Here is a 26,732-nt window from a genome sequence, read left to right as displayed (position 1 = left end):
ATCGCCCCCCGGTGCCTCACCCGGATACCCGTCGATCTCGCCTGTGTCCCGCGTGACCGGGGGGCGGAACCGCACGCGTTACCAACGTCGCGGCTGGCCGCACTACTGCCGAAGCGACAGCAACCCGCCGGCCTGCCGGGTGATCTTGCCCTCCAGTTCCAGGTCCACCAGCGCCGGCCCGACCCGTCCGGGCGGCACCGAGAGGTCGCGGATCAACTGGTCCTCGCCCAGCGGCGAGGGGCCCAGCCGCGACAGGATCTGCTGGTGCAGCTGCGCGGTCTCGCGCAGGCTACGCCTGTCCGGCGGCGGGGCGGGAGGTGGCGATTGCGGCACCTCGCGTTGTGCCCTTTTTACCTCTTCTATTGCGTCTTCCTGCTCGGGGGGCAGTGCCGCGATCACGTCCCGACCGCCGCGCACCAGCGTGGCGCCGTCTCGGATCAGCGTGTTGCAGCCGGCGGCGCGGGCGTCGAACGGGTGCCCCGGCACCGCCAGCACCTCGCGCCCCTGGTCCAGCGCGTCGCGCGCGGTGATCAGGCTGCCCGAGCGCGCGGCGGCCTCGACCACCACGACCGCCTGCGCCAACCCCGAGATGATCCGGTTGCGGCACGGGAAATGCCGCGCCTGCGGGGCCATGCCCATCGGCTGTTCCGACAGCAGCAGCCCACGTTCGGCGATATCGGCGGCCAGTCCCGCGTTCTCGGGCGGGTAGATCACGTCGACGCCCCCGGCCAGCACCGCGACGGTGCCGGTCTCCAGCGCCGCCAGGTGGGCCGCCGCATCCACCCCGCGTGCCAGGCCCGAGGCGACAACGAAGCCGGCCTCGCCCAGTTCCTTCGCCAGCGCCCGCGCCATCCGGGTGCCCAGCGACGAGGCGTTGCGTGCCCCCACCAGCGCGACCGTGGGACGGTCCAGCAGGGTCGCGTCGCCCACCGCCCAGAGCATCGGCGGCGCATCGGTGATGCGCGCCAGCTCGGCGGGATAGCCGGGCGCGCCGATACAGATCAGCGTGGCACGGGCGGCGCGGGCAGCGGTGAGTTCGGCCTCGATCCGGGCCTCGGGGCAGGGGGCATATTGGTCCAGCCCGGCGCTGCGGGCCACCGCCGGCAGGGCCGCCAGTGCGCGTTGTGCGCTGCCGTGCTCGGCCATCAGCCGGTAAAAGGTCGAGGTTCCCACCCGGTAGGAACGCAGCAGGCGAAGCCACGCGAACCGATCATCTTCCGTGGTGGGTGGGAGTAGTGGGGGGGTGGAAGATTGCTGCGTCTCGGTCATCCGTGGCTCCGCCTGGTGCAGAACAGGTGTAGAACGCCGGATGTTAACAGGGGATGAATCGTGGTGGAATTAAGGCAAATCCGCCACGATTTCGTACAATTTTCCGCTCAGGCGGCCGAACCGCCCACCGTCAGCCGGTCCATCAGCACCGTCGGCTGGCCCACGCCCACCGGCACCCACTGGCCGTCCTTGCCGCAGTTGCCCATCCCCGGGTCCAGTGCCATGTCGTTGCCCAGCGCCCGGATATGCTGGAGCGAGGTCGGCCCGTCGCCGATCAGCGTGGCGCCCTTGACCGGGGCGCCGACCTTGCCGTTCTGCACCCGGTAGGCTTCGGTGCAGGAGAACACGAACTTGCCGTTGGTGATGTCCACCTGGCCGCCGCCGAATCCCACCGCCCAGATGCCGTCCTTGATATCGGCCACAATGTCGCCGGGGTCCGCGGTGCCGCCCAGCATGTAGGTGTTGGTCATCCGGGGCATCGGCGCATGGGCATAGCTTTGCCGCCGCCCGTTGCCGGTGGGCTCGACCCCCATCAGCCGCGCGTTCTGCCGGTCCTGCATGTAGCCGACAAGGATGCCGTCCTCGATCAGCACGTTGCGACGCGACGGCGTGCCCTCGTCGTCGACGGTGATCGAACCGCGCCGGTCGGGAATCGTGCCGTCGTCCAGCACGGTCACGCCCTTTGCCGCCACCCGCTGCCCCATCAGGCCGGCAAAGGCCGAGCTGCCCTTGCGGTTGAAATCGCCCTCCAGCCCGTGGCCGATCGCCTCGTGCAGCAGGATGCCGGGCCAGCCCGGCCCCAGCGCCACCTCCATCACCCCGGCGGGGGCCGGCACCGCCTCGAGGTTGACCAGCGCGATGCGCAGCGCCTCGCGCGCCTTGGCCTGCCAGTCTGCCGGGTCGATCAGCCCGTCGAGGCCGACCCGCCCGCCGCCGCCGGCGGTGCCGGTCTCGCGCCGTCCGTCCTGTTCCACGATCACCGAGACATTGAGCCGGGTCATCGGGCGCACATCGCGCACCTGCACCCCGTCGGGACGCAGGATCGCGATTTCCTGCAACGAGGCCGCCAGCGTGGCCGAGACCTGCACCACCCGCGGGTCGAGCCCGCGGGAAAAGGCATCGACCTCGCGCAGGGTCTCGATCTTGACCGGAAAGCCGGTGCCGCCGATCGGGTCGGCGTCGGTGTAAAGGTGCCGGTTGGTGGGCTGTGGCGGATCGGCCAGCGTGCCGCCGCCCGCGCCCACCGCCAGCCGCGCGGTTTCGGCGGCGCGCCGCAGCGCGGGAATCGAGACATCGGTGGAATGGGCATAGCCCGCCACCTCTCCGCGCACCGCGCGCAGCCCGAATCCCTCCGACGCGTCGTAGCTGGCCGTGTGCAGCCGGCCATCGTCAAAGACCAGCGCCTCGGACTTGCGCCGTTCGACGTAGATTTCCCCGTCATCGGCCCCGTTTGTGGCGCTTTTCAGGATCGAAAGCGCCTCGTCCTCGGGCAGGGCCGAGTCGAACGGGCGGTAGGATTTTGATGGCATTGGCCAGCCTCGCAATTTGACATAGATCAAAAAAGCGTCTCTTTGACGCAAGCATTTCGCTTTATCTGATCTGCGGAATATGGTTTTTAGCGACCTCAAAGACAACGGGTGTACGCCAAGGCATACCGAAAACATCCGTTGTCCGGGGAGAAACACGGGATCAACCGATCGGGACGAGATATGAAGAACGCTTTGATGCTTTCTGGGCTTTTTGCAGCCCTCACCAGCCTTCCGGCCAAGGCGCAGGACGCCCTTGAAATCGTCGGCAAGCCGGCCGATGGCAAGATGGGCTTTCAGCCGGCCGCCACCGAACTGGCCCGCGACCTTCAGTCGCTGGACCACATGCTCAACGTCATCATCACCGCGATCTGCGTGCTGGTGGTCGGCCTGATCCTCTGGGTGATCGTGCGCTTCAACCGCCGCAGCAACCCGACGCCGGCCTCTTTCACCCACAACACGCCGGTGGAAATCGCCTGGACGGTGGTGCCGATCATCATCCTGGTGTTCATCGGCGCCTTCTCGCTGCCGGTGCTGTTCAAGCAGCAGGAAATCCCCGAGGCCGACATCACCATCAAGGTTACCGGGTACCAGTGGTACTGGGGCTATGAATATGTCGACGCGGGCTTTGCCTTCGACAGCTACATGATCGGCCAGCCGGCAACCGGCGGCAATTACGTGCTGACCCCCGAGGTCGAGGCACAACTGGTCGAGGCCGGCTACAGCCGCGATGAATTCCTGCTCGCCACCGACACCGCCGTGGTGGTTCCGGTCGGCAAGACCATCGTGATGAACGTCACCGGCGCCGACGTGATCCATTCCTGGGCGATGCCGGCCTTCGGCGTGAAACAGGATGCCGTTCCCGGTCGCCTGGCCCAGCTGTGGTTCAAGGCCGAGCGCGAAGGCATCTATTTCGGCCAGTGCTCGGAGTTGTGCGGCAAGGACCACGCCTTCATGCCGATCACCGTCAAGGTGGTCAGCCAGGAAGCCTATGACAAATGGCTCGAAGGCGCGATCGAGGAATACGCCGACGCGGGTCAGCCGAAGATCTTCCAGGTCGCATCGAACTGACAAGGCCTAGGGCGGGCCAGGCGCCCGCCCACACCGGAGAACGCCCCCTATGAGCGACGCAAGCATCAACGCCAGCACCATCCGCGAGGACGAGGCGGGATTCGGCGATTACTTCGCCCTTCTCAAGCCGCGCGTGATGTCGCTGGTGGTGTTCACCGCACTGGTCGGCCTGCTGGCCGCGCCGACGCCGGTGCACCCGATGGTCGGCTTCTGCGCGATCCTGTTCATCGCCATCGGCGGCGGCGCCTCGGGCGCGCTGAACATGTGGTGGGACGCCGACATCGACCGGGTGATGAAACGCACCCGGGGCCGGCCGATCCCTGCCGGCAAGGTCGAGGCCGGCGAGGCGATGGTGCTGGGGCTGGCGCTGTCGGGCTTTGCGGTGATCATGCTGGCGCTGGCCACCAATATCTTTGCCGGTGCCTTCCTGGCCTTCACCATCTTCTTCTACGTGGTGATCTATACCATGTGGCTCAAGCGCGCGACGCCGCAGAACATCGTGATCGGCGGCGCCGCCGGGGCCTTTCCGCCGGTGATCGGCTGGATCGCGGCGACCGGCGACATGGCGATCGAACCCTGGCTGATGTTCGCGCTGACCTTCATGTGGACGCCGCCGCACTTCTGGGCGCTGGCGCTGTTCATGCGCTCGGATTATGACGACGCCGGCGTGCCGATGCTGACCGTGACCCACGGTCGCCGCGCAACCCGGACCCATATCCTGGTCTATACCGCGCTGCTGGCCCTGCTGGCGATCGGCGCCGCCTTTTCGGGCATCGGCGGGCCGGTTTACCTGGCCGTGGCCGTGGTGATGAACGCGCTGTTCCTGCGCGGGGCCTGGCGCATCAGTCGCCGGGACGAGGCCGCGTCCGAGGCCGACAACTTCGGCGCGGAGCGGTCTTTCTTCCGGCTCTCCCTGCTCTACCTGTTTCTGCACTTCGGCGCGATCCTGGCCGAGGCCGTGCTGAAACCCTTTGGCCTGGGAGGCTGGTAAGACCATGGCGATCAAGGCAACCCACGAACTTCACAAGCGGCGCTTCGGTCGCAACCTCGGGGTCGGGCTGGTGCTCGCCGGGTTCGTCGCCATCGTGTTCGGGCTGACCGTCGCCAAGGTCACCAGCGGCGATTTCCAGATGCGCCCCAGCGTCACATCCGCGGGAACCAAGTGATGGCCGACCTGACCCCGAAGAAAACCGTTCAATACCTTGTCGCCGTCGTCGTCACCATGGGCGCGCTCGCCTGGGCGTCGGTGCCGGCCTACAACTGGTTCTGCAAGGTCACCGGCTTCGGCGGCGAAACCAACGTGGCCGACGCCGGTTCGGACACCATCCTCGACCAGACCGTCAAGATCCGCTTCGACGGCTCGAAAGAGCGCGGCATGCCGTGGCAGTTCAAGCCGCTCCAGCAAGAGGTCGAACTGCGCATCGGCGAAACCGGGCTGGCCTTTTACGAGGCCTACAACCCGACCGACCGGCCGATCGCCGGGCAGGCCAGCTACAATGTCGCGCCCTATTCCGCCGGCGCCTATTTCACCAAGATCGCCTGTTTCTGCTTTACCGAGCAGATCCTGCAGCCGGGCGAACGGGTGGAGATGCCGGTGACCTTCTTCGTCGACCCCGAGATCGTCGAGGATCCGGAGGCGAAATTCGTACACACGATCACGCTGTCTTACACGTTTTATGAAATCGATCTGCCCGAGGGATACGCCGCCCTCGATCAAAAGGCAGACACCAATCTGAACTAGGCCGAGAGGTGAGGGACACTTAATGGCACACGCAAAAAATCACGACTATCACATTCTCAGCCCGTCGATCTGGCCGCTGTTCGGCGCCGTGGGCGGGTTTGTCATGCTGTTCGGCGCCGTGCTGTGGATGCACGCAGTTACCCCCTTCGTGTTCTTCATCGGCCTCGCCATGGTGCTTTACACCATGTACGCATGGTGGGCCGAGGTCGTCGTCGAAAGCCGGATCGGCGATCACACCCCCGTCGTGCGGATCGGGTTGCGCTATGGCTTCATCCTGTTCGTCATGTCCGAGGTGATGTTCTTCTTCGCCTGGTTCTGGTCGTTCTTCAAACACGCCATGTACCCGATGGAGAACTACTTCGGGTCCGAGTATGCGCGCCCCGAGATCTTTCCGGTCGATCCGTTCCACCTGCCGCTGATCAACACCCTCGTTCTGTTGCTGTCGGGCTGCGCGGTGACCTGGGCGCACCACGCGCTGGTGCACAACAACGACCGCAAGGCGCTGATCCAGGGGCTGGCGATCGCGATCGTGCTGGGCTTGGCCTTTACCGGGCTGCAGGCCTATGAATATGCGCACCTGCTGCACGAGGGCTGGCAGTTCGGCGGTGACGAGTTCTATTCGAACTTCTTCATGGCCACCGGTTTCCACGGCGCGCATGTGATCATCGGGACGATCTTCCTGTTCGTTTGTCTGGTCCGGGCGATGAAGGGCGACTTCACGCCGGAACAGCATGTCGGTTTCGAGGCAGCAGCCTGGTACTGGCACTTCGTCGACGTGGTCTGGCTGTTCCTGTTCTTCGCCGTCTACATCTGGGGCACCGCCGGGCTGTGATCGGCGCGGAATGCGGTTGAAACCCTGACCGCATCCCCAGTAAAGCAAGGCGCGCGGGTTTCCCGCGCGCTTTTTCGTTGGTCATCGGAGCGTTCCATGCGCCGTCTTCTGTTCCTGCTGGTCTTCGGCATTGTCGGGGGGGGCGTCCTCGTGTCGCTTGGCGCCTGGCAGCTGCGCCGGCTGGAGTGGAAACAGGGCGTGCTGGCCGAGATCGAGGCGCGAATCGCGGCCGATCCCGTAGCACTTCCGACAACCCCCGACCCCGAGGCCGACCGCTACCTCCCGGTGCGGGTCGCCGGGACGCTGGGCGATGCGGAGCTTCACGTGCTGGTCTCCACCCGCGACCTCGGCGCCGGCTACCGCATCATCGCGCCCTTCACCACCGACGCGGGGCGCCGCATCCTGGTCGACCGCGGCTTCATTCCCACCGAGGCCAAGGCCCGGCCGCGCAGGACCGGCGCGATGGAAATCACCGGCAACCTGCACTGGCCGCAGGAGATCGACGGTTTCACCCCCGATCCCGAACGGGACAAGAACATCTGGTTCGCACGTGATGTGCCGACCCTGGCCGCCGCGCTGGACACCGAACCGGTGCTGTTGATCGCGCGGTCGCAAACCGACCCCGACGTGACGCCCCTGCCGGTGACAACCGTGGGCATTCCCAACGATCACCTGCAATACGCGGTGACCTGGTTCGGCCTGGCCCTGGTCTGGGCGATGATGACATTCTACTTCCTGTGGCGCACCCGCGCCCGACCCCGGAGCTGACAGCGATGAAATACATCTCCACCCGCGGCCAGGCGCCCGCGCTCACCTTCGAAGAGGCGATGCTGACCGGTCTGGCACGCGACGGCGGGCTTTACGTCCCCGAGACCATCCCGCAGATGTCCGCCGACGAGATCGCGGCACTGGCCGGCCTCAGCTACGAGGAAACCGCCTATCGCGTGATGCGCCCCTTCATCGGCGACAGTTTCACCGATGACGAGTTTCGCGGCATCATCGCCCGCGCCTATGCCGGCTTCGGCCATGCCGCCCGCGCGCCACTGGTCCAGCTGGCCCCGGACCACTTCCTGCTGGAGCTGTTCCACGGCCCGACGCTGGCGTTCAAGGACTTCGCCATGCAGCTGATCGGTCAACTCTTCGAGGTCGCGCTCAAGCGGCGGGGCGAGCGGGTGACCATTGTCGGCGCCACCTCGGGCGATACCGGCTCGGCGGCGATCGAGGCGTTTCGCGGGCTCGACGCGGTCGATGTCTTCATCCTGTTCCCCCATGGCCGGGTCAGCGAGGTGCAGCGCCGCCAGATGACCACGCCGGACGACGCCAACGTGCATGCGCTGGCGCTGGAGGGCGATTTCGACGACTGCCAGGCGCGGCTCAAGGACATGTTCAACGATTTCGCCTTCCGCGACGGGGTGCGACTCGCCGGGGTGAACTCGATCAACTTCGCCCGCGTGCTGGCGCAGGTGGTCTATTACTTCTCCTCCGCCGTCAGCCTTGGCGCGCCGGGGCGCAAGGTCAGCTTCACCGTCCCCACCGGCAACTTCGGCGACATCTTCGCCGGCTACATCGCCAAGCAGATGGGGCTGCCGATCGACCGGCTGGTGGTGGCGACCAACCAGAACGACATCCTGCACCGCTGCCTGACCGGGCAGGGTTATTTCAAGGGCGAGACGATCCCCTCGATCAGCCCGTCGATGGATATCCAGGTCAGCTCCAATTTCGAACGCGCGCTGTTCTATGCCTACGGTCAGGATGGCAACGCGGTGGCGCAGCTGATGGACGAGCTCGGGACCGGCGGCTTCAACGTCAGTCAGGGCGCGCTTCAGGCGCTGCGCGAAACCTTCTCGTCGGGTCGCGCCTCCGAGGAAGAGACGCTCGCCACCATCGCCGCGACGCTGAAATCCAGCACCGAGCTGCTCTGTCCGCATTCCGCCGTCGGCGTGAAGGTGGCCGAGGAACAGCGCGATCCGCAAACCCCGATGATCACGCTGGCCACCGCCCACCCGGCCAAGTTCCCCGACGCGGTCGAGCGCGCCAGCGGCATTCGTCCCCCCCTTCCCCCGCGCATGGCGGACCTGTATGACAGACCGGAACGGGTGAGCCGGATCGACAACGATCTCGCCGCCATCGAAACCCACATCAAGGGGCATATACCCGCGTGACTCTTCAGCAAGCTCAACTGTCCAACGGATTCCGCATCGTGACCGAACGCATGCCGGGGCTGCAATCGGCCGCCATCGGCATCTGGGTCAGCGCCGGCGGCCGCCACGAACGGATCGAGCAGAACGGCATCGCGCATTTCCTCGAACACATGGCGTTCAAGGGCACCGCGACCCGCAGCGCGCTGGAGATCGCCGAGGCGATCGAGGACGTCGGCGGCTTCATCAACGCCTATACCAGCCGCGAGGTCACCGCCTATTACGCCCGCGTGCTCAAGGCCGACGTGCCGCTGGCGATGGACGTGATCGCCGACATCGTGCTCAACCCGGTGTTCGACCCGCGCGAGATCGAGGTCGAGCGCGGCGTCATCCTGCAAGAGATCGGACAGGCCAACGACACCCCAGACGACGTGATCTTCGACTGGCTGCAAGAGGCCAGCTATCGCGATCAGCCGCTGGGTCGCACCATCCTCGGCCCCAGCGAGCGGGTCAGCGCCTTTTCGCGCGAGGATCTGGCCAAATTCGTGTCGGAACACTATCGGCCGGGGCAGATGATTCTCTCGGCCGCCGGCGCGGTCGATCACGACGCACTGGTGCGCATGGCCGAGGGGCTGTTCGGCCACTTGGAACCCGGCCCGGCCAGCACCGCCGAACCTGCCCGCTTCACCGGCGGCGAATACCGCAAGGCGAAAAAGCTGGAGCAGGCACATTTCGCACTGGCGCTGGAAAGCCCCGGCTATCGCGACGACGCGATCTATACCGCGCAGATCTATGCCAATGCGCTCGGCGGCGGCATGTCCTCGCGCCTGTTCCAGGAGATCCGCGAGAAGCGCGGGCTGTGCTATACCATCTTCGCCCAGGCCGGCGCCTATGCCGATACCGGCTGCACCACCATCTATGCCGGCACCTCGGCCGGACAGGTGGCCGAACTGGCCGCCATCACCGTCGACGAGATGAAGCGCGCCGCCGGGGACATGAACGACGACGAGATCGCCCGCGCCCGCGCCCAGATGAAGGCCGGCATGCTGATGGGGCTGGAAAGCCCCTCGAACCGCGCCGAACGGCTGGCCCGGCTGGTGCAGATCTGGGACACGGTGCCGACGCTGGAAGAGACGGTCGAAAAGATCGACGCGGTGACCACCGCCAAGGTGCGCGGCTTTGCCGAACGCCTCGCCAGTACCGCACCGGCGGCCCTGGCGCTATACGGTCCGGTCAAGGCGGCGCCGACATTGGAGCAATTGCAGGAGCGACGCGCCGCCTGAGGCGCCCGGAACCGCGAAGATGCTTCTGGCCAAACGCAAGTTGAAGATCGAGACCGAGCGTCTCACGCTGCGTCCGCCGGTGCACTCTGATTTCCGGCCATGGTGCGCGCTGCGCGCCCAAAGCCGCGATTTCCTCACACCCTGGGAACCCTCCTGGGCGCGCGATCACCTGTCGCGCAAGGCCTTCACCAACCGGGTCTACTGGGCGCAACGCTCCGTCTCGGGCGGCTCGGCTCTGCCGTTGTTCCTGTTTCGCCGTGCCGACGAGGTGCTCTTGGGGGCGATCACGCTGGACAACATCCGCCGCGGCCCGGCGCAATCTGGCGTGCTGGGTTACTGGACGGGCGAGGCCTTTGCCCGCCAGGGCTACATGCGCGAGGCGATCGGCGCGGTGGTGCACCATGCCTTCACCCGACTGGACCTCAGCCGGATCGAGGCCGCCTGCCTGCCGGAAAATGCCGCCTCGCGCGGGCTGTTGGAAAGCGCCGGGTTCAAGTACGAGGGCGTGGCGCAAAGCTATCTCCAGATCAACGGGCGCTGGCGCACCCATGTGCTCTACGCCGCCCTGCGCAGCGACCGCCGCGGCAAGACCGACGTGGGGTGAGGCGCGCCCGGGAAAAGGTCCTGTGGACCTTTTCCAGCGCCGAACGGGCGGAGCCCCGGGAAGGGCGGCGTCTCGGACCTGCGCAACATCCCGGCAAGACCCCACCTGCACCCCACCCCTGTCACCCCGGACCTGATCCGGGGCCTCGGGGCCAGCGCGGCAAGATCCCGGGTCAAGCCCGGGATGACAGATCGCGGCCCTGGGGGTGAGAGATCAAGGTTGCCCCTGTCACCCCGGACCTGATCCGGGGTCCCGGGGGCAGCGCGGCAAGATCCCGGGTCAAGCCCGGGCTGACAGATCGCGGCCGCGGGAAAACAGAACCGAGCGGCCGCTCTGGATTTGCCCCCGTCACGTGCTAACCTGACCCGGAGCAACAGGACAAACCGGGACGGAGGGGGCCGATGGCACGCCTTATCATCGCTGTGTTTCTCGCCTGCCTGGCCGGAGCCGCCCCGGCGCAGGACCGCCGCCCGAGCCACTGCATCGCCATTGCCGATGCCGCGCCGGGGATTGCCTACCTGCACAGGGCCTCCTGGCGCGCACCGCTGCCCGAGTACAGCGTGCGCCTGCATTACATCGCCCATGCCAGCTTTCTGCTCCAGACCGCCGGCGGGCTGAGCGCGGTCACCGATTACACCGGCTTTCTCGGCACCACCGCGCTGGTGCCCGACGTGGTGACGATGAACCACGCCCATGACACCCATTGGACCGCCACCCCCGACCCGGCGATTCCCCATGTGCTCAAGGGATGGGGCAACTACGGCGAGGGGATCGAGCATCACCTCGACCTCGGTGAAATGCTGGTGCGCAATGTCTCGACCGATATCCGATCGGCCTTCACCGGGGCCGAGTCGCGCGGCAACTCGATCTTCGTGTTCGAGGTGGCCGGGCTTTGCATCGGCCACCTGGGCCACCTGCACCATGTACCCAACGCCGCGCAATTCGCCGCGCTTGGCCGGCTCGACGTGGTGATGGCCCCGGTCGATGGCGGCCTCACCCTGCCACTGCCCGAGATGGTCCGGGTGATCGAGCGGCTGCGCTCCTCGGTGGTGCTGCCGATGCACTGGTTCAGCGGCTACAGCCTGAACCGCTTTCTCGAGGATATCTCGAAAAGCTTCGCGGTCGAGCGTCCCGGCACCTCCTCGATCACCCTGTCGCTGCGCGATCTTCCCTCGCGCCCCACCGTCGTGGTGCTGGAACCGCGCTTTCTGACCGACTGAACCTACTTGCACTGGGCCGCGTCATTGGGCACGACTGTGTCATGACATTGATCCCCGCCGATGACACCTTTGCCGCCCGCCTGCGCCAGTCTCTCCCCGAGGCGGTGTTGCGCGCCCCGGAACCCCGCTACCTCGAGGAGCCGCGCGGGCGCTGGACCGGCCAATGCGGGCTGCTCGCCCTGCCGCGCACGGTCGAGGAGGTCTCGACGCTGGTCACCGCCGCCGCCGAGGCCCGCGTGCCGGTGGTGCCCTATGGCGGCGGCACCGGGCTGGTCGGCGGGCAGGTCATGCCCGAGGGGCCGGCGCCGCTGGTCGTCTCGCTGGAACGGATGGCCGCGATCCGCGGGATTTTTCCGCAGGAAAACGTGCTGATCGCCGAGGCCGGCGCCGTGCTGGCCGATGTGCAGGCGGCGGCGCAGGAGGCCGGCCGCCTGTTCCCGCTGTCGCTGGCCGCCGAGGGCACCGCGCGGATCGGCGGCAACCTGTCGACCAACGCCGGCGGCACCGGCGTGCTGCGCTATGGCAACGCCCGCGACCTCTGTCTCGGGCTCGAGGCAGTGCTTCCCGACGGGAGGATCTGGCACGGGCTGTCGCGGCTGCGCAAGGACAACACCGGCTACGACCTGCGCAACCTGCTGATCGGCGCCGAGGGCACGCTGGGCATCATCACCGCCGCTACGCTCAAGCTGTTCCCGCGCCCGGCGGGCGAGGGCACCGCGCTGTTCGTGGTACCCGACCCGCAGGCGGCGGTCGATCTGCTGGCACTGGCGCGCGACCAGATGGGCGAGGGGGTCAGCGCCTTTGAACTGATCGCGGGCCAGGGGCTGCACTTCCTCGCCGAGCACCTGCCCGACATCCGGCAACCCTTCGCCACCCCGCCCAAATGGTGCGTGCTGATTGAGGTCGGCCTCGCCCGGGGCCTCGATCCCGAGGCGGCGCTTGCGGATCTCTTCGAACTGGCGCTGGCCTGCGATCTCACTTCCGACGGGCTGATCGCCCAATCAGAGGCGCAGCGCGCCGCGTTCTGGTCGGTGCGCGAACATATCCCGATAGCCAACCGCCGCGTCGGCGCGATCTCCAGCCACGACATCTCGGTGCCGATCGGGCGGATTCCGGAGTTCATCACGCGGGGCGGAGAGGTGGTCGCCGCGCTGGGTGATTTCCGCCTCAACTGCTTTGGCCACCTGGGCGACGGCAATCTGCATTTCAACGTCTTTCCCGCCCCCGGCCGCAGCAGGGACGAACACGCCAACCAAAGCGACGCGATCAAGCGCGCGGTGCACGACCTGGTGCACGCGATGGAGGGCTCGGTCAGCGCCGAACACGGAATCGGCCGCTTCAAGGTCGACGACCTGACCCGCTACGGCGACCCGGTAAAGCTGGAGGCCATGCGCGCGATCAAAACGGCGCTCGACCCGGCTGGGATCATGAACCCCGGCGCGGTGCTGCGCGGCTAGGTCAGCCGCCCGGCCCGGGCACGCAGACCACCAGGATGCGCGCATCCCGGTCGCCGTCCGAGGCATAGAGATGGCCGATCGCGCTGTCGAAATAGAGGCTGTCCCCGGCCTCGAGCCGCACCGGTTCGCGCCCCTCGGTGAACACGGTGACCGCGCCCTCCATCACCACCAGGAACTCCTGCCCCGGGTGGCGCACGAAATCCTCGAAATCCACAAGTTCGCGCGCCTTCAATGACCCCATCATCGGCACCATCGCCTTGTTCCACAGGTCGGGGAAAAGCATCTCGTAGACGTAGTTCGGGGTTTCCTGCCGCTTGAACTCTCCCTTGCGCGCCACCGCGAAACTGCCCGGCGCGAAGCTCTGCCCCTCGGCGTTGAAGAAGGCGGCAAGGTCCACCTCCAGCCCCTGCGCCAGTTGCGACAGCCGGTCATAGGTCAGCGAGATCACCCCGCGCTCGGCCTTGGAAATCGTCGAGATCGCCAGCCCCGACCGCTCGGCCACCTCGGCCAGGGTCCACCCCCGGTCGCGGCGCAGCTGGCGCAGGCGGCGGCCGAAATCGGCGCGTGGGTTCGGGGAATCTGTGACCTCTGTCATGGGGCGACTCTAGGCCCAAATCCCTGTGGGACCAAGGATTTTTCCAATAGGAAAAATTTTGTTTTCCGATTGGAAAATCGGTGCTAGGCTTTTTTCCAAGTACGGATCGGACAGGGACGGGGTACATGACGCAGGGTGGCGAGACGGCCGATTTCATCGTGATCGGGGCCGGCATGGCCGGGGCTTCGGCGGCGGCCGAACTGGCGCGGTCTGCGCGCGTGATCCTGCTCGAACGCGAAACCCAGCCCGGCTATCACACCACCGGGCGCTCGGCAGCGCTGTTCACCGTGGCCTACGGTCCGGCGGTGATCCGGGCGCTGTCGCGCGCCAGCCACGCGTTTTACCGGGGCGAGGGGCCGGGCAACCCGCCGCCCGGTCTGATCCAGCCGCGCGGGGCGCTCTTCGTGGGGCGCGCCGACCAAGCCGATGAGATCGCCGCGCTGCAGGCCGAGCTTGGCGATGCGGTCGAACCGGTGACCGGGGCCGCGGCGCGGGAGATGGTGCCGCTGCTGCGCCCCGATCATGTCGGCTCGGCCCTGATCGACCGCTCCGCCGCCGATATCGAGGTGCACGGGTTGCACCAGCATTACCTGAAGACCTTTCGCGCCCGTGACGGTGCGCTGCACCTGAAGGCCGAGGTTCTTGGCCTCGCCCGCGTGGGTGGTGACTGGGTGGTCGACACCCCGAACGGCCCCCTGCGCGCGCCGGTGGTGATCAACGCCGCCGGGGCCTGGGCCGACGCGGTGGCCGGGATGGCCGCTGTGCGCCCGCTGGGTCTGCGCCCGCTGCGGCGTACCGCGCTGCTGATCGCGCCGCCCGCGGGCGTGGTGCCCGACCGCTGGCCGATGGTGATCGACGTGGCCGAGGATTTCTACCTCAAGCCCGACGCCGGCAAACTGCTGATCTCGCCCGCCGATGAAACCCCGTCCGAGCCCTGCGATGCCCAACCCGAGGAGCTTGACGTGGCGATCTGCGTCGACCGGATCGAAACCGCCTTTGACATCCAGGTCCGCCGGATCGAACACAAATGGGCCGGCTTGCGCAGCTTCCTGCCGGACGGCTCTCCGGCGGTGGGCTATGACGGCGCGGCGCCGGGGTTCTTCTGGCTGGCCGGGCAGGGCGGCTATGGCATCCAGACCGCCCCGGCGATGGCCCGTACCGCCGCCGCGCTGGCGCTGGGCGATCCGATCCCCGGCGACATCGCCGCCGAGGGTGTGACCGAGGCGGGGCTGTCCCCGACGCGGCCGGCGCTGACCCCATGATGATCTGGGTTGGCCTCGCCGCTGCCGCCTTCCTGGCCTCGGGGCTGGCCATTGCCTATGTGATCGGCGGCGCGGCGGTGCTGGCCTTCATCGCCACCGATAACGCGCGCTACCTCGCCATCCTGCCGCAACAGATATTCTCCAAGATCGACGTCTTCGCGCTGATGGCGATGCCGCTGTTCATCCTGGCCGGAGAGCTGATGAACCGGGGCGGCATCACCGGCGCGCTGATCAACCTCTCGATGGCGCTGGTGGGCCGGGTGCGCGGCGGGCTGGGGCACGTCAACATCCTTACCTCGGTGTTCTTCGCCGGCATCTCCGGCTCTGCCGTGGCCGACGCCGCCGCGCTGTCCAACACGCTGGTGCCCGAGATGACTCGGCGGGGCTACACGCTGACCTATGCCAGCGCCGTCACCGCCGCCTCCTCGATCATCGGCCCGATCGTGCCTCCCTCGATCATCCTGATCTTCTACGGCGCCCTGATGGGCACCTCGGTCACAGCCCTCTTTCTCGCCGGGATCATCCCCGGGCTGGTGCTGGCCGCCGCCCTGCTGGCCGTCAACGGCGCCTTTGCCGTCCGAGAGGATCACCCGAGGGTGGAAAAGGCCGACATGCCGCCGTTCCTGCCGACGCTGCTGCAGTCTCTGCCCGCGATGAGCCTGCCGATCATCATCCTCGGCGGCATCGTCTTCGGCTGGATGACCCCGACCGAGGCCGCCGGCGTCGCCGTCTTTGCCGCGCTCGCGGCGGGCTGGTTCTATGCCCGGCTCTCGGGCGGCGAGGTGCTCGAGGCGCTGCGCCGCACCGCCGTCCTGTCCGGTTCGATCTTCATCATCATCTGCGCGGTCTCGGCCCTCGGGCACCTCGGCGCGCTGGAACGCATCCCCGAGGCGATCTCGGACATGGTCACCCGGCTGGGGCTCGGCCCGGCGGGCTACATGCTGGTGATGAACGTGATCTTCCTGCTTGCCGGCATGGTGCTCGACATCCCCGTCGCACTGGCGCTTCTGGTGCCGCTTCTGGCGCCGGTCGCGCTGGCCCAGGGTGCCGATCCGGTGCACCTCGGCATCGTGCTCTGCTTCAACCTGTGCATCGGGCTGGTCTCGCCGCCGATGGGCGGATGCCTGCTGGTGGTCTCGGCGGTGACCGGAGTCAACTATTGGAAACTGGCGCGTGCCGTGCTTCCCTTCGTGCTGACCCAGATCGCCGTGCTGGTGCTGCTGGTCAACGTGCCGGGCCTCAGCCTGTGGCTGCCCCGCGCCTTCGGGCTGGGCGGCGGACCGTGACCCGCAACTCATAACAACAAGAAAAGACCGACACCCCAAGAGGAGGACCTGATATGAAACTGACGAAATTCCTGACCGGCGGCCTTGTCGCCGCCACGCTCGCGCTGGCCGGCGGCACCGCCTCGGCCGAGATCAAGATCGCGCTCGACAGCCCGCCGGACCTCAATGGCTCGGGCACCTATGTCTGGGCGCATACCTTTTCGACCTACCTCAACGACCACGGGATGGAGGCCGAGGAATTCCAGCGCGGCGCGCTCGGCGGGGATGACGAGCTGTTCGACCAGGTCAGCCAGGGGTTGCTCGAGGTTTCGATGTCACCGCTCAACATCGTCGGCTCCATCGACAAGCTGATCTATGGTCTGCGCCTGCCCTATTTCTTCGCCGACATGGAGGAGGTCGACCGCGCCCTGAACGACGGCGGCATGCTGGCCAGGATCAACGCGGCCACCACACCCGAGGGGGTGCGCGTGATCGCCGTCAACACCGTCGGCCAGGCCAGCGGCATCTTCAACACCAAGAAACCGGTCGCCTCGGTCGCCGACATGGCCGGCCTGCGCATGCGCGCATTGGACGAAAGCCAGATCGAATTGTACGAAGCCTGGGGCGCCGCCGGCACCATCGTCAGCTGGGCCGAGGTGCCCAACGCGCTGCAGACCGGGGTCGCCGACGGCTACATGAACCCGGCCTTCGTGCCGCTGCTGTTCGGCCATACCGATTTCCTCAAGCATTTCACCGATGCCCGCGTCTCGCCCTCGCTGCGGATCACCATCGTCTCCGAGGACTGGTACCAGGGCCTGAGTGACGAGGACCGCGCCACCGTCGATGCCGCCGCCGCCGCCGCCACGGCGGCCAACCGTGCATGGCTCGGCACCCAGGATGCGGTACTGGCCAAGCTGGAAGAGGCCGGCGTCGCCGTGGTCAAGCTGGACGAGGCCGCCCGCGCCGCGTTCCGCGACGCCTCGGCCCCGGCCTATGAGAGCGGCCTGCTGAGCCAGGAGCAGATCGCCACCTGGGAAGCGGCCAAGGGCAACTGAGCCGATGAAAGCCATGGCCCGTGCCCTCGACCTTCTGTCGGACAGGCTCAACCGCATCGCCCTCTGGGGGGCGGTGCTGGCGGTGCTGGTCATGGTCTTTGCCGCCGGATGGCAGGTGCTGGCGCGCTACGTGCTGCAGGCGCCGCCGATCTGGACCGAGGAACTGGCCCGCCGTGCCATGGTCTGGGCCGGGATGCTCGGGGCCTCCTGCGCCTTTCGCGCCGCCGCAGACCCGACGCTGTTCCCCGAAATGCAGGCGGTGCGCGGCCGGCCCGGCATGGCGCTGGCGCTGATCCGGGCCGTCGGCGTGCTGGCCTTCGCCGTGCCGGTGATCTGGTATTCGCTGTTCAACGCGCGCATGGACATGGCGCGCGGCTTTCTCGGGCGCAGCCTGAACCGGCAGGCCGAGATGCTGGACATCCCGATGGTCTGGTTCACCGCCGCCGTGCCGCTGGCCTTCGCCCTGATCCTGATCCACCTCGTCGCGCGGCTGACCATGCAGGCGACCGGCCAACTGCCGGTGCCGCAAAACGATGCCGCCAATCCCTGACCCAATTCACAGGACGTGCCGATGAAACTCTTCATTGCCGGTCTCAGCACCGAAACCAATTCCTTCTCGCCGATGCCCACCGGCATGGCCAGTTTCGAGGAGGGTTCGATCCACCACGGCGACGCCACGCGGGACGAGCCGATGTACTGGACCGCGCCGCTGCACATCTGGCGCGACAAGGCCGAGGAGCGCGGCTGGCACGTGATCGAAAGCCTCTCGGCCCATGCCCAGCCCTCCGGTCCCACGGTCAAATCCGTCTACGAGGGGTTCCGCGACGAGATCCTGTCCGAGCTGACCGCCGCCGGCGGCGCCGACATCATCCTGCTGGCGCTGCACGGGGCGATGATCGCCGACGGCTACGACGATTGCGAGGGCGACCTGATCGCCCGTTGCCGGGCGATCTGTCCAGACGCGGTGATCGGCGGGTTGCTGGACCCGCATTCCAACCTGACCGACAAGATGATGACCGAGGCCTCGCTGCTGGTCGCGTTCAAGGAATACCCTCATGTCGACGTGCCCGAGCGCGCCGCCGACCTGTTCCGCCTTGCCGCCGAGACCGCCGACGGAAAGATCACCCCGGTGATGCGCGACTGGGACTGCCGCATGATCATCGCCATGCCCACCACCAAGCCGCCGATGCGCGGCTTTGTCGATGACATGCTGGCGGCCGAGGGGCAGGGCGGTCTGCTCTCGCTGTCGCTGATCCACGGCTTTCCCTGGTCCGACCACCCCCGCACCGGCACCCGCGCCGTCGCCATTTGCGACGGCAGCGCCGAGCAGGCGGAGCAGCAGGCCGAGACGCTGGGCCGCAGGATCTTTGCCCTGCGCCACGAGCTGCACCGCGTTCCGCCCGATATCGACACCGCCCTTGACATGGCCCAGGCCGCACCCGAGGGGCCGGTGGTGCTGGCCGACATGTCCGACAACGCCGGCGGCGGTGCCCCGTCCGACGCCACCTTCCTTCTGCGTGCGATGATCGAACGCGGCATGACCAGCGTCGCCACCGGCCTGTTTTGGGATCCGATCGCCCTGCGCATCTGTAAGGAGGCGGGTGAGGGCGCCACGCTCAACCTGCGCCTTGGCGGCAAATGCGGCCCGATGTCGGGTGACCCGCTCGACCTCGTGGTGACGGTCCGCAAGGTGGCCTCGGGCCTGACCCAGCGGTTCGGCACGCTGTCCGCGCCGATGGGCGAGACTGTCTGGATCGAAACACGCGGCATCGACATCGTCCTGAACGACGTGCGTAGCCAGACCTTTCACCCCGAGGCCTTCGAGAAACTCGGCATCGACCTGTCGCGGCGCCGCTATGTCTGTGTGAAATCCTCCAACCACTACGAGGCCGGCTTCAACCCGATCGCGGCCCAGGTGATCGGCGTCGCGACGCCCGGCTCGATCACCCCCGATTTCGCCAACATCCCGTACAAGAACCGGGCCAGAACCTATTTTCCCGTCGTCGAGGACCCCTTCGCATGAGCAACCCCCTGATCGCCGCGCGTGACGCTTTCGCCGCGCAATTCCCCGAACGCCGCCTGGTCCTGAACGGGCGCACCTGGGGCTATGTCGAAGCCGGGCAGGGCCCCGCGCTGGTGCTGATCCCGGGCACGCTGGGGCGCGGCGACGTCTTCTGGCAGCAGATCGCGGCGCTGTCGGACCGGCTGCGCGTCGTCGCCGTGACCTACCCCGAAACCGGCGGCATCGAGGACTGGGCCGACGATCTCGCCGCGCTGATGGGTCACCTGGGGCTGCAAGGCGCCGCGTTGCTCGGCTCTTCGCTGGGCGGCTACCTGGCCCAGTATTTCGCCGCCGCGCATCCCACCCGCGTCGACCGGCTGTTCGCCGCCAACACCCTGCATTCGGTCGCTGGCATCACCGACAAGATGCCCTATGCGCTCGATCTCGACGCCGCCCCCATCGCCGACCTGCGCGCGGGCTTCGGCCAGGGGCTGGGCCAATGGGCCAAGGCGCACCCGGACCAGGCCGACCTTGTCGAACTGCTGATGGGCGAGGTCGATGGCCGCATCCCCGAGGCCGAACTGCGTATGCGGCTCAAGGCGCTGAAAACCGCGCCGGGGTTGCCCGATCTCGCGCTGCCGCAGGACCGGATGTTCACCATCGAGGCCGATGACGATCCGCTGATCCCGCCCGAGATGCGCGCCGCCGTCCGCGCCCGGGTCCAGCCCGACGTCGCCTATCGCTTCACCTGGGGCGGGCATTTCCCCTATATCGCGCGCCCCGAGGCCTATACCGCCCTGCTGGAACAGGCGATGGGCCTGACCGTCACCGGACCCGACTGGGGCGGCGAGACGGAGCGCGTGCTATGATCGTCCTGACCCATGACGACGTGGCGACCCTGCTGCCGATGACCGAGGCGATCGAGGTGGTCGCCCGCGTGATGAAGGGCGTGTCCGAGCGGACCGCGCAACTGCCGCTGCGCTCGGTGGTGCCGGTGGGTGGCGACAACCGGATGGGCGTGATGCCCGGCGCCATCGCCGACCCGGCCTGTTTCGGCGTCAAGCTGATCAGCCTGTTTCCCGACAACCCGGCGCGGGGCCTGTCCTCGCATCGCGGCGCCATCGTGCTGTTCGAGGCCGAAACCGGCGGCGCCGTGGCGATGATGGACGCCAGCCTGCTGACCGCCATCCGCACCGCCGCGGCCAGCGCCGTGGCCACCCGCGCGCTGGCCCGCGACGAGGCCGAGAGCCTGGCGCTGATCGGCTATGGCGAACAGGCCGAGTATCACCTGACCGCGATGATGGCGGTGCGCCCGATCAAGCGCGTCGCCGTAGCCGGGCGGTCTGCCGAAAAGGCGGCTGCTTTCGCCGCTGCCGCCGCTGCCGATTACCCCGACGTGGCGTTCTCCAGCGGCACCGACCTGCGCGCCGCCGTGTCGGGCGCCGACATCATCTGCACCGTCACCGCCGCGCCCACCCCCATCGTCTCGGGCGACTGGGTGAAGCCGGGCGCCCATGTCAACGTGGTCGGCTCCTCGATCCCCTCCATGCGCGAGGTCGATGATCGCATGGTCAGCCGCGCCGCGATCTGGGTCGACTACCTGCCCTCGACACTGGCGCAGGCCGGCGAGATCGTCGAGATGATCGCCGCCGGCACCCTTGCCGAGTCCGACCTCAAGGGCGAGATCGGCGCGCTTCTGTCCGGCGACATCGCCGGGCGCGCAAGCGACGAGCAGATCACCCTCTATCGCTCGCTCGGCGTGGCGGCCCAGGACCTGGCGGCGGCGCAGCATGTGCTGACCCGGGCCCGGGCCGAGGGGCGCGGCCAGCCCGTGACATTCTGACCGCGACGCAGGCCACGCTTTCTTCCATAGGGATAGCTGGGCTATAGGAAAACAATGCCGGGATATGTCCCGGCCCGTTTCCGGTCCCGGCGGGAGAGCCTTGATGAACCTGCGTCCCCTTCTGATCCTGCCGCCGCTGGCCATCGGCGTGCTCGGCTTCGTCTGGATGACCCGGCAGGGCCAGCCGCCCGCCGCCGCCGAACCCGAGGCCACCGTCGCCGTGCGGGTGATGGAGATCACGCCCGCCGCCATCGCCCCCAGCGCCGAGGGCTATGGCCGGGTCGAACCGGCGCACCGCTGGAGCGCGGTCTCCGAGGTCGAGGGGCGGATTTCCGGTCTTGCCGAGGGGCTGGCCGAGGGCAGCTTCGTCGAGGCCGGCACCGTCCTGGTCGAGGTCGACCGCACCGATTACGACCTCACGGTGCAAAAGACCGAGGCCAATATCGCTGCCGCCGAGGCCGCCCTGGCCGAGATCGACCGCAAGGAGGCCAACACACGGCGCAGCCTCGAGATCGAACAGCGCACCCTTGAGGTGGCGCAGACCGAATATGACCGCGTGCAATCGCTGGTCGACAGCGGCGCCAGCACCCAGTCGGCCCTCAACACCGCCGAAAAGGTGCTTTTCGCCCAGCAGAACGCGCTCACCAACGCGACCAACACGCTGGCGCTCTACCCGGCACAGCGCGCCTCGGCCGAGGCGACGCTGGCGGTCCGCAAGGCCGAGCTGGCCGAGGCCGAGCGCGCCCTGTCCAAGACCACCATCGCCGCGCCGTTCTGGGGCCGGGTGAACGAGCTGAACGTCGAGGGCGACCAGTTCATTCGCACAGGCGAGGTGCTGCTCACCCTCGACAGCGCCGCCGCCGCCGAGATCACCGCCGAGATCGCGCCGCGCGCCTTTCGCAACCTGGCGCTGGCGTCGGTGGGCGGGCAACTGCCCGAGGGCGCGCTGGTCGACACCAGCCGCCTGGGCACCCTGATGGAGGACCGGGGCATCACCGCCGTGGTGTCGCTCGACGTGGCCGGGATCACCGCTCGCTACGACGCCCGCATCCTGCGCCTGCGCGGCACCGTCGACAGCGAAACCGGAACCATCGGCGTGGTGGTGCAGGTCGACGACCCCTATATCGCCAACGGCGCCAGCGGCCGCCCGCCGCTCAACCCCGGCAGCTTCGTCACCGTGACGCTGATCGCCCCGCCGCTCCCGGACGCCATCACCGTGCCCCGCACCGCGCTGCACCTCGACGATGACGGCGCCGCCTTCGTCTATCTTTCCGACGCCGATCAGCGGCTTGAGCTCCGGCCGGTCACCATCGGCCCGGCTCTGGGCGCCGACGTGCTGGTCACCGACGGCCTCTCGGGGGGCGAAACCCTCGTGCTCAGCGTGCCTTCGCCCTCGATCCCCGGCATCCGGCTGGTCCCGGTGAGTGCCGGCGGGGACGACTGAGATGATCGGCTACTTCGTCCGCCACCCGGTCGCCGCCAACCTGCTGATGGCGCTGGTCTGCATCCTCGGCATCGCCGTGGTACTGAACATCGAGCGCGAGACCTTCCCCGAGTTCTCTGCCGACACGGTCAGCATCGGCGTGGTCTATCCCGGCGCCTCGGCCCGCGATGTGGATGAAGAGATCTGTGTCCCGCTGGAAGATGCGGTCACCGGCCTCACCGGGCTGGCCGAGTTCGACTGCGTCTCGCTCGACGGCCGCGCCAGCGCCACCGCCGAGCTGGACGAGGGCGGCGACATCATCCAGTTCTTCAACGACGTGTTCTCGGCGGTCTCGGGCGTCACCGATTTCCCCACCGCCGCCGAGACCCCCACCGTCGAGATCCAGGGCCAGACCGAACTGGTCGCGCTGGTCGCGGTCTCGGGCATCTCGGGCAAGCAGGGGCTGCTCGAATACACCGACGGTCTCGCCGACCAGCTGCAGGCCCTCGACGGGGTGGCCGATGCCCAGGTCACCGGCATCTCCGACCGCGAATTGCGCGTCAACTTCGATCCGCAGGCGCTGCGCCGCTACGGGCTGTCGGCCAGCGACGTGCTCAACGCGATCCAGGCGCGCAGCCTGCGCCAGCCCCTCGGCGACGTCGAGATCGGCGAGACCAGCTTCGTGCTGCGCTATACCGACGTGCGCCGCAGCGTGACCGAGCTCGAGGACCTGATCGTGCTGCAGACCCGACAGGGCGGCGTGGTGCGGCTCGGCGACCTGGCCGGGGTCACCCTGGTGGACAGCGACGAGAACCTGCAATCCTACATCGACGGCGACCAGGCCGCGATCATCGCCATCTACAAATCCAAGGACGACGACAGCATCCGTGTGTTCTCGGCGGTCGATGCCGTTCTGACCAGCGAACAGGCGCGCCTGCCCGATCCGTTCCGCCTGACCGTGATCAACAACCTGACCGAGGTGGTGCAGGAACGGCTGACGCTGATCCTGCAGAACATCGCCATGGGGCTGGTGCTGGTCTTCGGCACCATGTGGCTGTTCTTCTCGATGCGCGAATCGCTGTGGATCTCGGCCTCGCTGCCGGTGTCTTTCCTCGGCGGGCTGTTCCTGATGAGCGTGCTGGGCATCACCATCAACATGATCACCCTTGTCGCCCTGCTGATGGCGGTGGGCATCATCATGGACGATTCCATCGTCATCGCCGAGAACATCGACAAGTGGCGCGGCAAGGTCGGCCGGCTCGAGGCCGCCGCGCGCGGCGCGGCCGAGGTGATGCCGGGCGTCGTCTCGTCCTTCCTGACCACCGCCTGCGTCTTCGGCCCGCTGATGTTCATCACCGGCGATTTCGGCCAGATCCTCAAGTTCATCCCGATGGTGCTGCTGCTGACCCTGACGCTGTCGCTGGTCGAGGGGTTCCTGATCCTGCCGCATCACCTCAGCCACGGCGGCCGGGACGAGGCTGCGCCAGTGGAACGCCGCGCCACCCGCGTGCTGGAACGGTTCAAGGACCGGGTGCTGCTGCCCACGGCGGCGCGGCTGGTCAAGGTGCGCTACCTCACCTTCGGCACGGTGATCGCGGCGCTGATCCTCACCGTCGGGCTGATCGCCTCGGGCGCGGTCAAGGTGATCGGCTTTCCCGCCACCGAGAGCGACACGGTCATAGCCCGCATCGCGCTCACCCCCGGCATCGACCGCAGCCGCACCGTGGCCGAGGTCGGCCGCATCCTCGCCGCGCTCGACCGGGTCGATGCGCAACTGACCCCGGGCACCAAGGGCGCCGCGCCGCTGGTCCAGCGCGTGCTGGTGCAATACGCGGTCAACAGCGATGTCACCGCCAACGGCTCGCACACCGCGACGGTCACCGTCGACCTGCTGGAAAGCGCCGTGCGCAACGTCGAGGCCGACAGCGTCCTGGCGCTCTGGCGGCAGGAGACCGGGCCGATCCCCGACCTGGTGCAGGGCAGCTTTTCCCAGGCCGAACGAGGCCCGGGCGGCTCCGATCTGGATGTCGAACTGCTGTCGCACGACCTCGACACGCTCGAGGCGGCGGCGAACCGGATGCTGCTGGCGCTGGTCGCCCGCGCCGACGTGACCGAGGCCTATCTCGACCTGCAGGGCGGCCGGCGCGAGGTTCAGATGACACTGACCCCCGCCGGCTATGCCGTCGGGCTCACCCCGCAGGATCTGGCCGCGCAACTGCGCAATGCCTTTTCCGGCGAGGAGGTCGACAGTTTCCGCGCCGGCCCCTCCAACATGAGCGTGCGCGTGCAACTGGCCGACAGCATCCCCAGCCTCAGCGCGCTCGAGGTTTTCCCGATCACCCTGCCGGACGGCGCGCAGGTGGCCCTGTCCGGGGTGGCCGATTTCACCTACAGCGCCAGCTTCCCGGCGCTGACCCGCAAGAACGGCCGGATCTCGGCCCGGATCGAGGGCCAGATCGACCGCGCCGCCACCACCTCGTCACGAATCTCCGCCGTGGCGCTGGACGAACTGGCGCCGCAGATCATGCGCGACTTTCCCGGTGTCACCGTCCAGATCGGCGGCGCCACCGAGGAACAGCAGAAATCGCAGGTCTCGATGATGCGGTCGCTGCTGCTGGGGCTGGTCGGCGTTTACCTGGTGCTGGCGTTCCAGTTCCGCTCCTACAGCCTGCCGATCGTGGTGATGCTGTCGATTCCCTTCGCGCTGATCGGCACGGTGCTGGGCCACCTTGCGCTGGGGCTGGACATGTCGATGCCCTCGATGATCGGCTTTGCCTCGCTGTCGGGGATCGTGGTCAACAACGCGATCCTGTTCCTGACCTTCTTCCAGACCCACCTGCAGGGCGACGATTACATCGCCGCCGCGCTCAACGCGGTGCGCGACCGGTTCCGCCCGATCCTGCTGTCCAGTTCGACCACCTTCGCCGGGCTGGTGCCGATCATGTTCGACAGTTCGCCGCAGGTCCAGACGATGGTGCCGCTGGTGGTCTCGGTGGCCTTCGGCCTGCTGGCCTCGATGATTCTGGTGGTGCTGGTGTTCCCGTCGCTGCTGGCGATCTACTTCGACATCTTCTCGCTGCGCCGCTGGATCGGCAAGTTCCGCGCCGAGGACACCGGCGCCGCGTGAGCGTTGCCGGCGCGCGCCCCCGGCCTGCCCCTCACGGCCACTTGGCCAGCGGCGGCAGGCTCATCAGCACGGCGTTGGCGTCATGGCCGGTCTCCAGCCCGAACTTGGTGCCCCGGTCATAGACCAGGTTGTACTCGGCATAGAGGCCGCGATGGATGAGCTGGGTGTCGCGGTCCGCCTCGGAAAAGCCCTGCACCCGGCGTCTCTCCACCAGCGGCAGGAAGGCGGGCAGGAAGGCGCGACCGATGTCCTGGGTCAGGGCGAAATCGGCCGCCCAGTCCCCGGTGCAGTAATCGTCCATGAAGATGCCGCCCACCCCGCGCGCCCGCTTGCGATGGGGGATATAGAAATACTCGTCCGCCCAGTCCTTGAGCCGCGGGTAATGCGCCGCCCCGTGGGGGTCGAGATGCGCCTTTTGGGTGGCGTGGAAATGGGCGGTGTCCTCATCGTACTCGATGCAGGGGTTGAGGTCGGAGCCGCCGCCGAACCACCAGGCGTGCGGGGTCCAGAACATCCGGGTGTTCATGTGCACCGCTGGCACATGCGGGTTGCGCATATGCGCGACGAGTGAGATGCCCGAGGCCCAGAAGCGCGGGTCGTCACCCATCCCCGGCAACCCCTTGCGCGCCATCATCGCGGCCTGGGCGCGTTCGCCAAGCGTGCCGTGAACGGTCGAGACGTTGACGCCGACCTTCTCGAACACCCGGCCGCCGCGCATCACGCTCATCAGCCCGCCGCCGGCGTCCGAGCCGTCGTCCGAGGCGCGCTTGGTCTCGGTGACCTCGAAGCGACCGGGGGCGGCGTCGGAAAACGGGCCGCTTTCGTGGCTGTCCTCCAGCGCCTCGAAGGCGGCGACGATACGGTCGCGCAATTCGCGGAACCAGGCGGCGGCGGTGGCTTTTTCGGTGTCGAGCGGTGCGGTCATCTGGGCTCTCGCGGCTGGGGGTTCTGGGCGGGCAATCTAACCGGGTTAGCGGCGGGGACCAGCCCCTTTGGCCGGAAATGCGACCTTGTCCAGG

At 67.9% G+C, this 26,732-nt stretch carries 24 protein-coding genes; 20 read left to right on the top strand and 4 right to left on the bottom strand.

From position 1 onward, the window contains the following. Nucleotides 1-102: 102 nt before the first annotated feature. Together dprA and tldD are read right to left on the bottom strand one after the other, a co-directional pair. A complete protein-coding gene (gene dprA / locus ABWV23_RS05930; RefSeq protein WP_353345944.1) occupies nt 103-1,269 on the bottom strand; it encodes a DNA-processing protein DprA in 1,167 nt (388 codons plus the stop codon). A gap of 107 nt (nt 1,270-1,376) precedes the next feature. Continuing rightward, nucleotides 1,377-2,798: a metalloprotease TldD gene (gene tldD, locus ABWV23_RS05925; protein ID WP_353345942.1), complete on the bottom strand. Its 1,422-nt coding sequence runs from the start codon at nt 2,796-2,798 to the stop codon at nt 1,377-1,379. Between the two features lie 180 nt (nt 2,799-2,978). On the opposite strand from tldD, the gene coxB reads away from it, so the two are divergent. The 11 genes from coxB (at nt 2,979) to ABWV23_RS05870 (ending at nt 13,141) form a co-directional block, all read left to right on the top strand. Next, on the top strand, nt 2,979-3,866 hold the full coding sequence (gene coxB / locus ABWV23_RS05920; protein WP_353345940.1) for a cytochrome c oxidase subunit II: 888 nt from the start codon (nt 2,979-2,981) through the stop codon (nt 3,864-3,866). Between the two features lie 49 nt (nt 3,867-3,915). Next, nucleotides 3,916-4,857, top strand: a complete 942-nt coding sequence (gene cyoE, locus ABWV23_RS05915) for a heme o synthase (RefSeq protein ID WP_353345938.1) — start codon at nt 3,916-3,918, stop codon at nt 4,855-4,857. A 4-nt stretch (nt 4,858-4,861) separates the two neighbouring features. Further along, nucleotides 4,862-5,032, top strand: a complete 171-nt coding sequence (locus ABWV23_RS05910; protein ID WP_353345936.1) for a cytochrome c oxidase system small membrane protein — start codon at nt 4,862-4,864, stop codon at nt 5,030-5,032. After that, nucleotides 5,032-5,607 carry a cytochrome c oxidase assembly protein gene (locus tag ABWV23_RS05905; protein WP_353345934.1) on the top strand — a complete coding sequence of 192 codons (576 nt, stop codon included), beginning with the start codon at nt 5,032-5,034 and terminating at the stop codon, nt 5,605-5,607. The genes ABWV23_RS05910 and ABWV23_RS05905 overlap by 1 nt, the downstream gene beginning before the upstream one ends. 22 nt (nt 5,608-5,629) lie before the next feature. Further along, nucleotides 5,630-6,439, top strand: coding sequence for a cytochrome c oxidase subunit 3 (locus ABWV23_RS05900; protein WP_353345932.1), 810 nt, complete (start codon nt 5,630-5,632; stop codon nt 6,437-6,439). Between the two features lie 96 nt (nt 6,440-6,535). Next, complete coding sequence (locus ABWV23_RS05895) at nt 6,536-7,207, top strand: SURF1 family protein (RefSeq protein ID WP_353345930.1); 672 nt, start codon at nt 6,536-6,538, stop codon at nt 7,205-7,207. 5 nt (nt 7,208-7,212) lie between these two features. After that, entirely contained in the window at nt 7,213-8,601 is a 1,389-nt protein-coding gene (gene thrC, locus ABWV23_RS05890) for a threonine synthase (protein WP_353345928.1), read from the top strand. Continuing rightward, nucleotides 8,598-9,860, top strand: a complete 1,263-nt coding sequence (locus tag ABWV23_RS05885; protein WP_353345926.1) for a M16 family metallopeptidase — start codon at nt 8,598-8,600, stop codon at nt 9,858-9,860. The genes thrC and ABWV23_RS05885 overlap by 4 nt, the downstream gene beginning before the upstream one ends. Nucleotides 9,861-9,879: 19 nt before the next feature. Further along, nucleotides 9,880-10,464: a GNAT family N-acetyltransferase gene (locus tag ABWV23_RS05880; RefSeq protein ID WP_353345924.1), complete on the top strand. Its 585-nt coding sequence runs from the start codon at nt 9,880-9,882 to the stop codon at nt 10,462-10,464. 401 nt (nt 10,465-10,865) lie between these two features. Continuing rightward, nucleotides 10,866-11,684, top strand: a complete 819-nt coding sequence (locus ABWV23_RS05875; RefSeq protein WP_353345922.1) for an MBL fold metallo-hydrolase — start codon at nt 10,866-10,868, stop codon at nt 11,682-11,684. 41 nt (nt 11,685-11,725) lie between these two features. Further along, nucleotides 11,726-13,141: an FAD-binding oxidoreductase gene (locus ABWV23_RS05870; RefSeq protein WP_353345920.1), complete on the top strand. Its 1,416-nt coding sequence runs from the start codon at nt 11,726-11,728 to the stop codon at nt 13,139-13,141. A 1-nt stretch (nt 13,142) separates the two neighbouring features. Here ABWV23_RS05870 and ABWV23_RS05865 read toward each other — a convergent pair whose 3' ends face one another. Further along, a complete protein-coding gene (locus tag ABWV23_RS05865; RefSeq protein ID WP_353345918.1) occupies nt 13,143-13,736 on the bottom strand; it encodes a helix-turn-helix domain-containing protein in 594 nt (197 codons plus the stop codon). Between the two features lie 125 nt (nt 13,737-13,861). Between ABWV23_RS05865 and ABWV23_RS05860 the strand changes: the two genes are divergently transcribed. From ABWV23_RS05860 to ABWV23_RS05820, 9 genes are all read left to right on the top strand, one after another. Continuing rightward, the gene (locus tag ABWV23_RS05860; protein ID WP_353345916.1) at nt 13,862-14,998 is read left to right on the top strand and encodes an NAD(P)/FAD-dependent oxidoreductase; all 1,137 of its coding nucleotides are present in this window, start codon (nt 13,862-13,864) and stop codon (nt 14,996-14,998) included. Further along, entirely contained in the window at nt 14,995-16,284 is a 1,290-nt protein-coding gene (locus tag ABWV23_RS05855) for a TRAP transporter large permease (RefSeq protein WP_353345914.1), read from the top strand. The genes ABWV23_RS05860 and ABWV23_RS05855 overlap by 4 nt, the downstream gene beginning before the upstream one ends. A gap of 53 nt (nt 16,285-16,337) precedes the next feature. Further along, on the top strand, nt 16,338-17,318 hold the full coding sequence (locus ABWV23_RS05850) for a TRAP transporter substrate-binding protein (RefSeq protein WP_353345912.1): 981 nt from the start codon (nt 16,338-16,340) through the stop codon (nt 17,316-17,318). A 4-nt stretch (nt 17,319-17,322) separates the two neighbouring features. Then, complete coding sequence (locus ABWV23_RS05845; RefSeq protein WP_353345910.1) at nt 17,323-17,868, top strand: TRAP transporter small permease; 546 nt, start codon at nt 17,323-17,325, stop codon at nt 17,866-17,868. A gap of 21 nt (nt 17,869-17,889) precedes the next feature. Then, nucleotides 17,890-19,341: a M81 family metallopeptidase gene (locus ABWV23_RS05840; protein WP_353345908.1), complete on the top strand. Its 1,452-nt coding sequence runs from the start codon at nt 17,890-17,892 to the stop codon at nt 19,339-19,341. After that, complete coding sequence (locus tag ABWV23_RS05835) at nt 19,338-20,189, top strand: alpha/beta fold hydrolase (RefSeq protein ID WP_353345906.1); 852 nt, start codon at nt 19,338-19,340, stop codon at nt 20,187-20,189. The genes ABWV23_RS05840 and ABWV23_RS05835 overlap by 4 nt, the downstream gene beginning before the upstream one ends. After that, the gene (locus ABWV23_RS05830) at nt 20,186-21,163 is read left to right on the top strand and encodes an ornithine cyclodeaminase family protein (RefSeq protein ID WP_353345904.1); all 978 of its coding nucleotides are present in this window, start codon (nt 20,186-20,188) and stop codon (nt 21,161-21,163) included. The genes ABWV23_RS05835 and ABWV23_RS05830 overlap by 4 nt, the downstream gene beginning before the upstream one ends. A 103-nt stretch (nt 21,164-21,266) precedes the next feature. After that, on the top strand, nt 21,267-22,607 hold the full coding sequence (locus ABWV23_RS05825) for an efflux RND transporter periplasmic adaptor subunit (protein ID WP_353345902.1): 1,341 nt from the start codon (nt 21,267-21,269) through the stop codon (nt 22,605-22,607). A gap of 1 nt (nt 22,608) precedes the next feature. Beyond that, nucleotides 22,609-25,713 carry an efflux RND transporter permease subunit gene (locus tag ABWV23_RS05820; RefSeq protein WP_353345900.1) on the top strand — a complete coding sequence of 1,035 codons (3,105 nt, stop codon included), beginning with the start codon at nt 22,609-22,611 and terminating at the stop codon, nt 25,711-25,713. A 31-nt stretch (nt 25,714-25,744) separates the two neighbouring features. Here ABWV23_RS05820 and hemF read toward each other — a convergent pair whose 3' ends face one another. Continuing rightward, nucleotides 25,745-26,638 (bottom strand): oxygen-dependent coproporphyrinogen oxidase, encoded by an 894-nt coding sequence (hemF, locus tag ABWV23_RS05815; protein WP_353345898.1) that lies wholly within the window; start codon nt 26,636-26,638, stop codon nt 25,745-25,747. Nucleotides 26,639-26,732 lie beyond the last annotated feature (94 nt).

Origin of the sequence: Aquicoccus sp. SU-CL01552 (assembly GCF_040365005.1) — a bacterium.
Taxonomy (GTDB): Bacteria; Pseudomonadota; Alphaproteobacteria; order Rhodobacterales; family Rhodobacteraceae; genus Antarcticimicrobium.
The sequence above is the reverse complement of the archived record's forward strand: the minus strand, read 5'-3'. Positions and strand labels throughout refer to the sequence as shown.

Coding starts and splice junctions, on each gene's coding strand:
- dprA (WP_353345944.1), bottom strand. CDS start 1,269: ATGACCGAGACGCAGCAATCTTCCACCCCCCCACTACTCCCACCCACC.
- tldD (WP_353345942.1), bottom strand. CDS start 2,798: ATGCCATCAAAATCCTACCGCCCGTTCGACTCGGCCCTGCCCGAGGAC.
- coxB (WP_353345940.1), top strand. CDS start 2,979: ATGAAGAACGCTTTGATGCTTTCTGGGCTTTTTGCAGCCCTCACCAGC.
- cyoE (WP_353345938.1), top strand. CDS start 3,916: ATGAGCGACGCAAGCATCAACGCCAGCACCATCCGCGAGGACGAGGCG.
- ABWV23_RS05910 (WP_353345936.1), top strand. CDS start 4,862: ATGGCGATCAAGGCAACCCACGAACTTCACAAGCGGCGCTTCGGTCGC.
- ABWV23_RS05905 (WP_353345934.1), top strand. CDS start 5,032: ATGGCCGACCTGACCCCGAAGAAAACCGTTCAATACCTTGTCGCCGTC.
- ABWV23_RS05900 (WP_353345932.1), top strand. CDS start 5,630: ATGGCACACGCAAAAAATCACGACTATCACATTCTCAGCCCGTCGATC.
- ABWV23_RS05895 (WP_353345930.1), top strand. CDS start 6,536: ATGCGCCGTCTTCTGTTCCTGCTGGTCTTCGGCATTGTCGGGGGGGGC.
- thrC (WP_353345928.1), top strand. CDS start 7,213: ATGAAATACATCTCCACCCGCGGCCAGGCGCCCGCGCTCACCTTCGAA.
- ABWV23_RS05880 (WP_353345924.1), top strand. CDS start 9,880: ATGCTTCTGGCCAAACGCAAGTTGAAGATCGAGACCGAGCGTCTCACG.
- ABWV23_RS05875 (WP_353345922.1), top strand. CDS start 10,866: ATGGCACGCCTTATCATCGCTGTGTTTCTCGCCTGCCTGGCCGGAGCC.
- ABWV23_RS05870 (WP_353345920.1), top strand. CDS start 11,726: ATGACATTGATCCCCGCCGATGACACCTTTGCCGCCCGCCTGCGCCAG.
- ABWV23_RS05865 (WP_353345918.1), bottom strand. CDS start 13,736: ATGACAGAGGTCACAGATTCCCCGAACCCACGCGCCGATTTCGGCCGC.
- ABWV23_RS05860 (WP_353345916.1), top strand. CDS start 13,862: ATGACGCAGGGTGGCGAGACGGCCGATTTCATCGTGATCGGGGCCGGC.
- ABWV23_RS05855 (WP_353345914.1), top strand. CDS start 14,995: ATGATGATCTGGGTTGGCCTCGCCGCTGCCGCCTTCCTGGCCTCGGGG.
- ABWV23_RS05850 (WP_353345912.1), top strand. CDS start 16,338: ATGAAACTGACGAAATTCCTGACCGGCGGCCTTGTCGCCGCCACGCTC.
- ABWV23_RS05845 (WP_353345910.1), top strand. CDS start 17,323: ATGAAAGCCATGGCCCGTGCCCTCGACCTTCTGTCGGACAGGCTCAAC.
- ABWV23_RS05840 (WP_353345908.1), top strand. CDS start 17,890: ATGAAACTCTTCATTGCCGGTCTCAGCACCGAAACCAATTCCTTCTCG.
- ABWV23_RS05835 (WP_353345906.1), top strand. CDS start 19,338: ATGAGCAACCCCCTGATCGCCGCGCGTGACGCTTTCGCCGCGCAATTC.
- ABWV23_RS05830 (WP_353345904.1), top strand. CDS start 20,186: ATGATCGTCCTGACCCATGACGACGTGGCGACCCTGCTGCCGATGACC.
- ABWV23_RS05825 (WP_353345902.1), top strand. CDS start 21,267: ATGAACCTGCGTCCCCTTCTGATCCTGCCGCCGCTGGCCATCGGCGTG.
- ABWV23_RS05820 (WP_353345900.1), top strand. CDS start 22,609: ATGATCGGCTACTTCGTCCGCCACCCGGTCGCCGCCAACCTGCTGATG.
- hemF (WP_353345898.1), bottom strand. CDS start 26,638: ATGACCGCACCGCTCGACACCGAAAAAGCCACCGCCGCCGCCTGGTTC.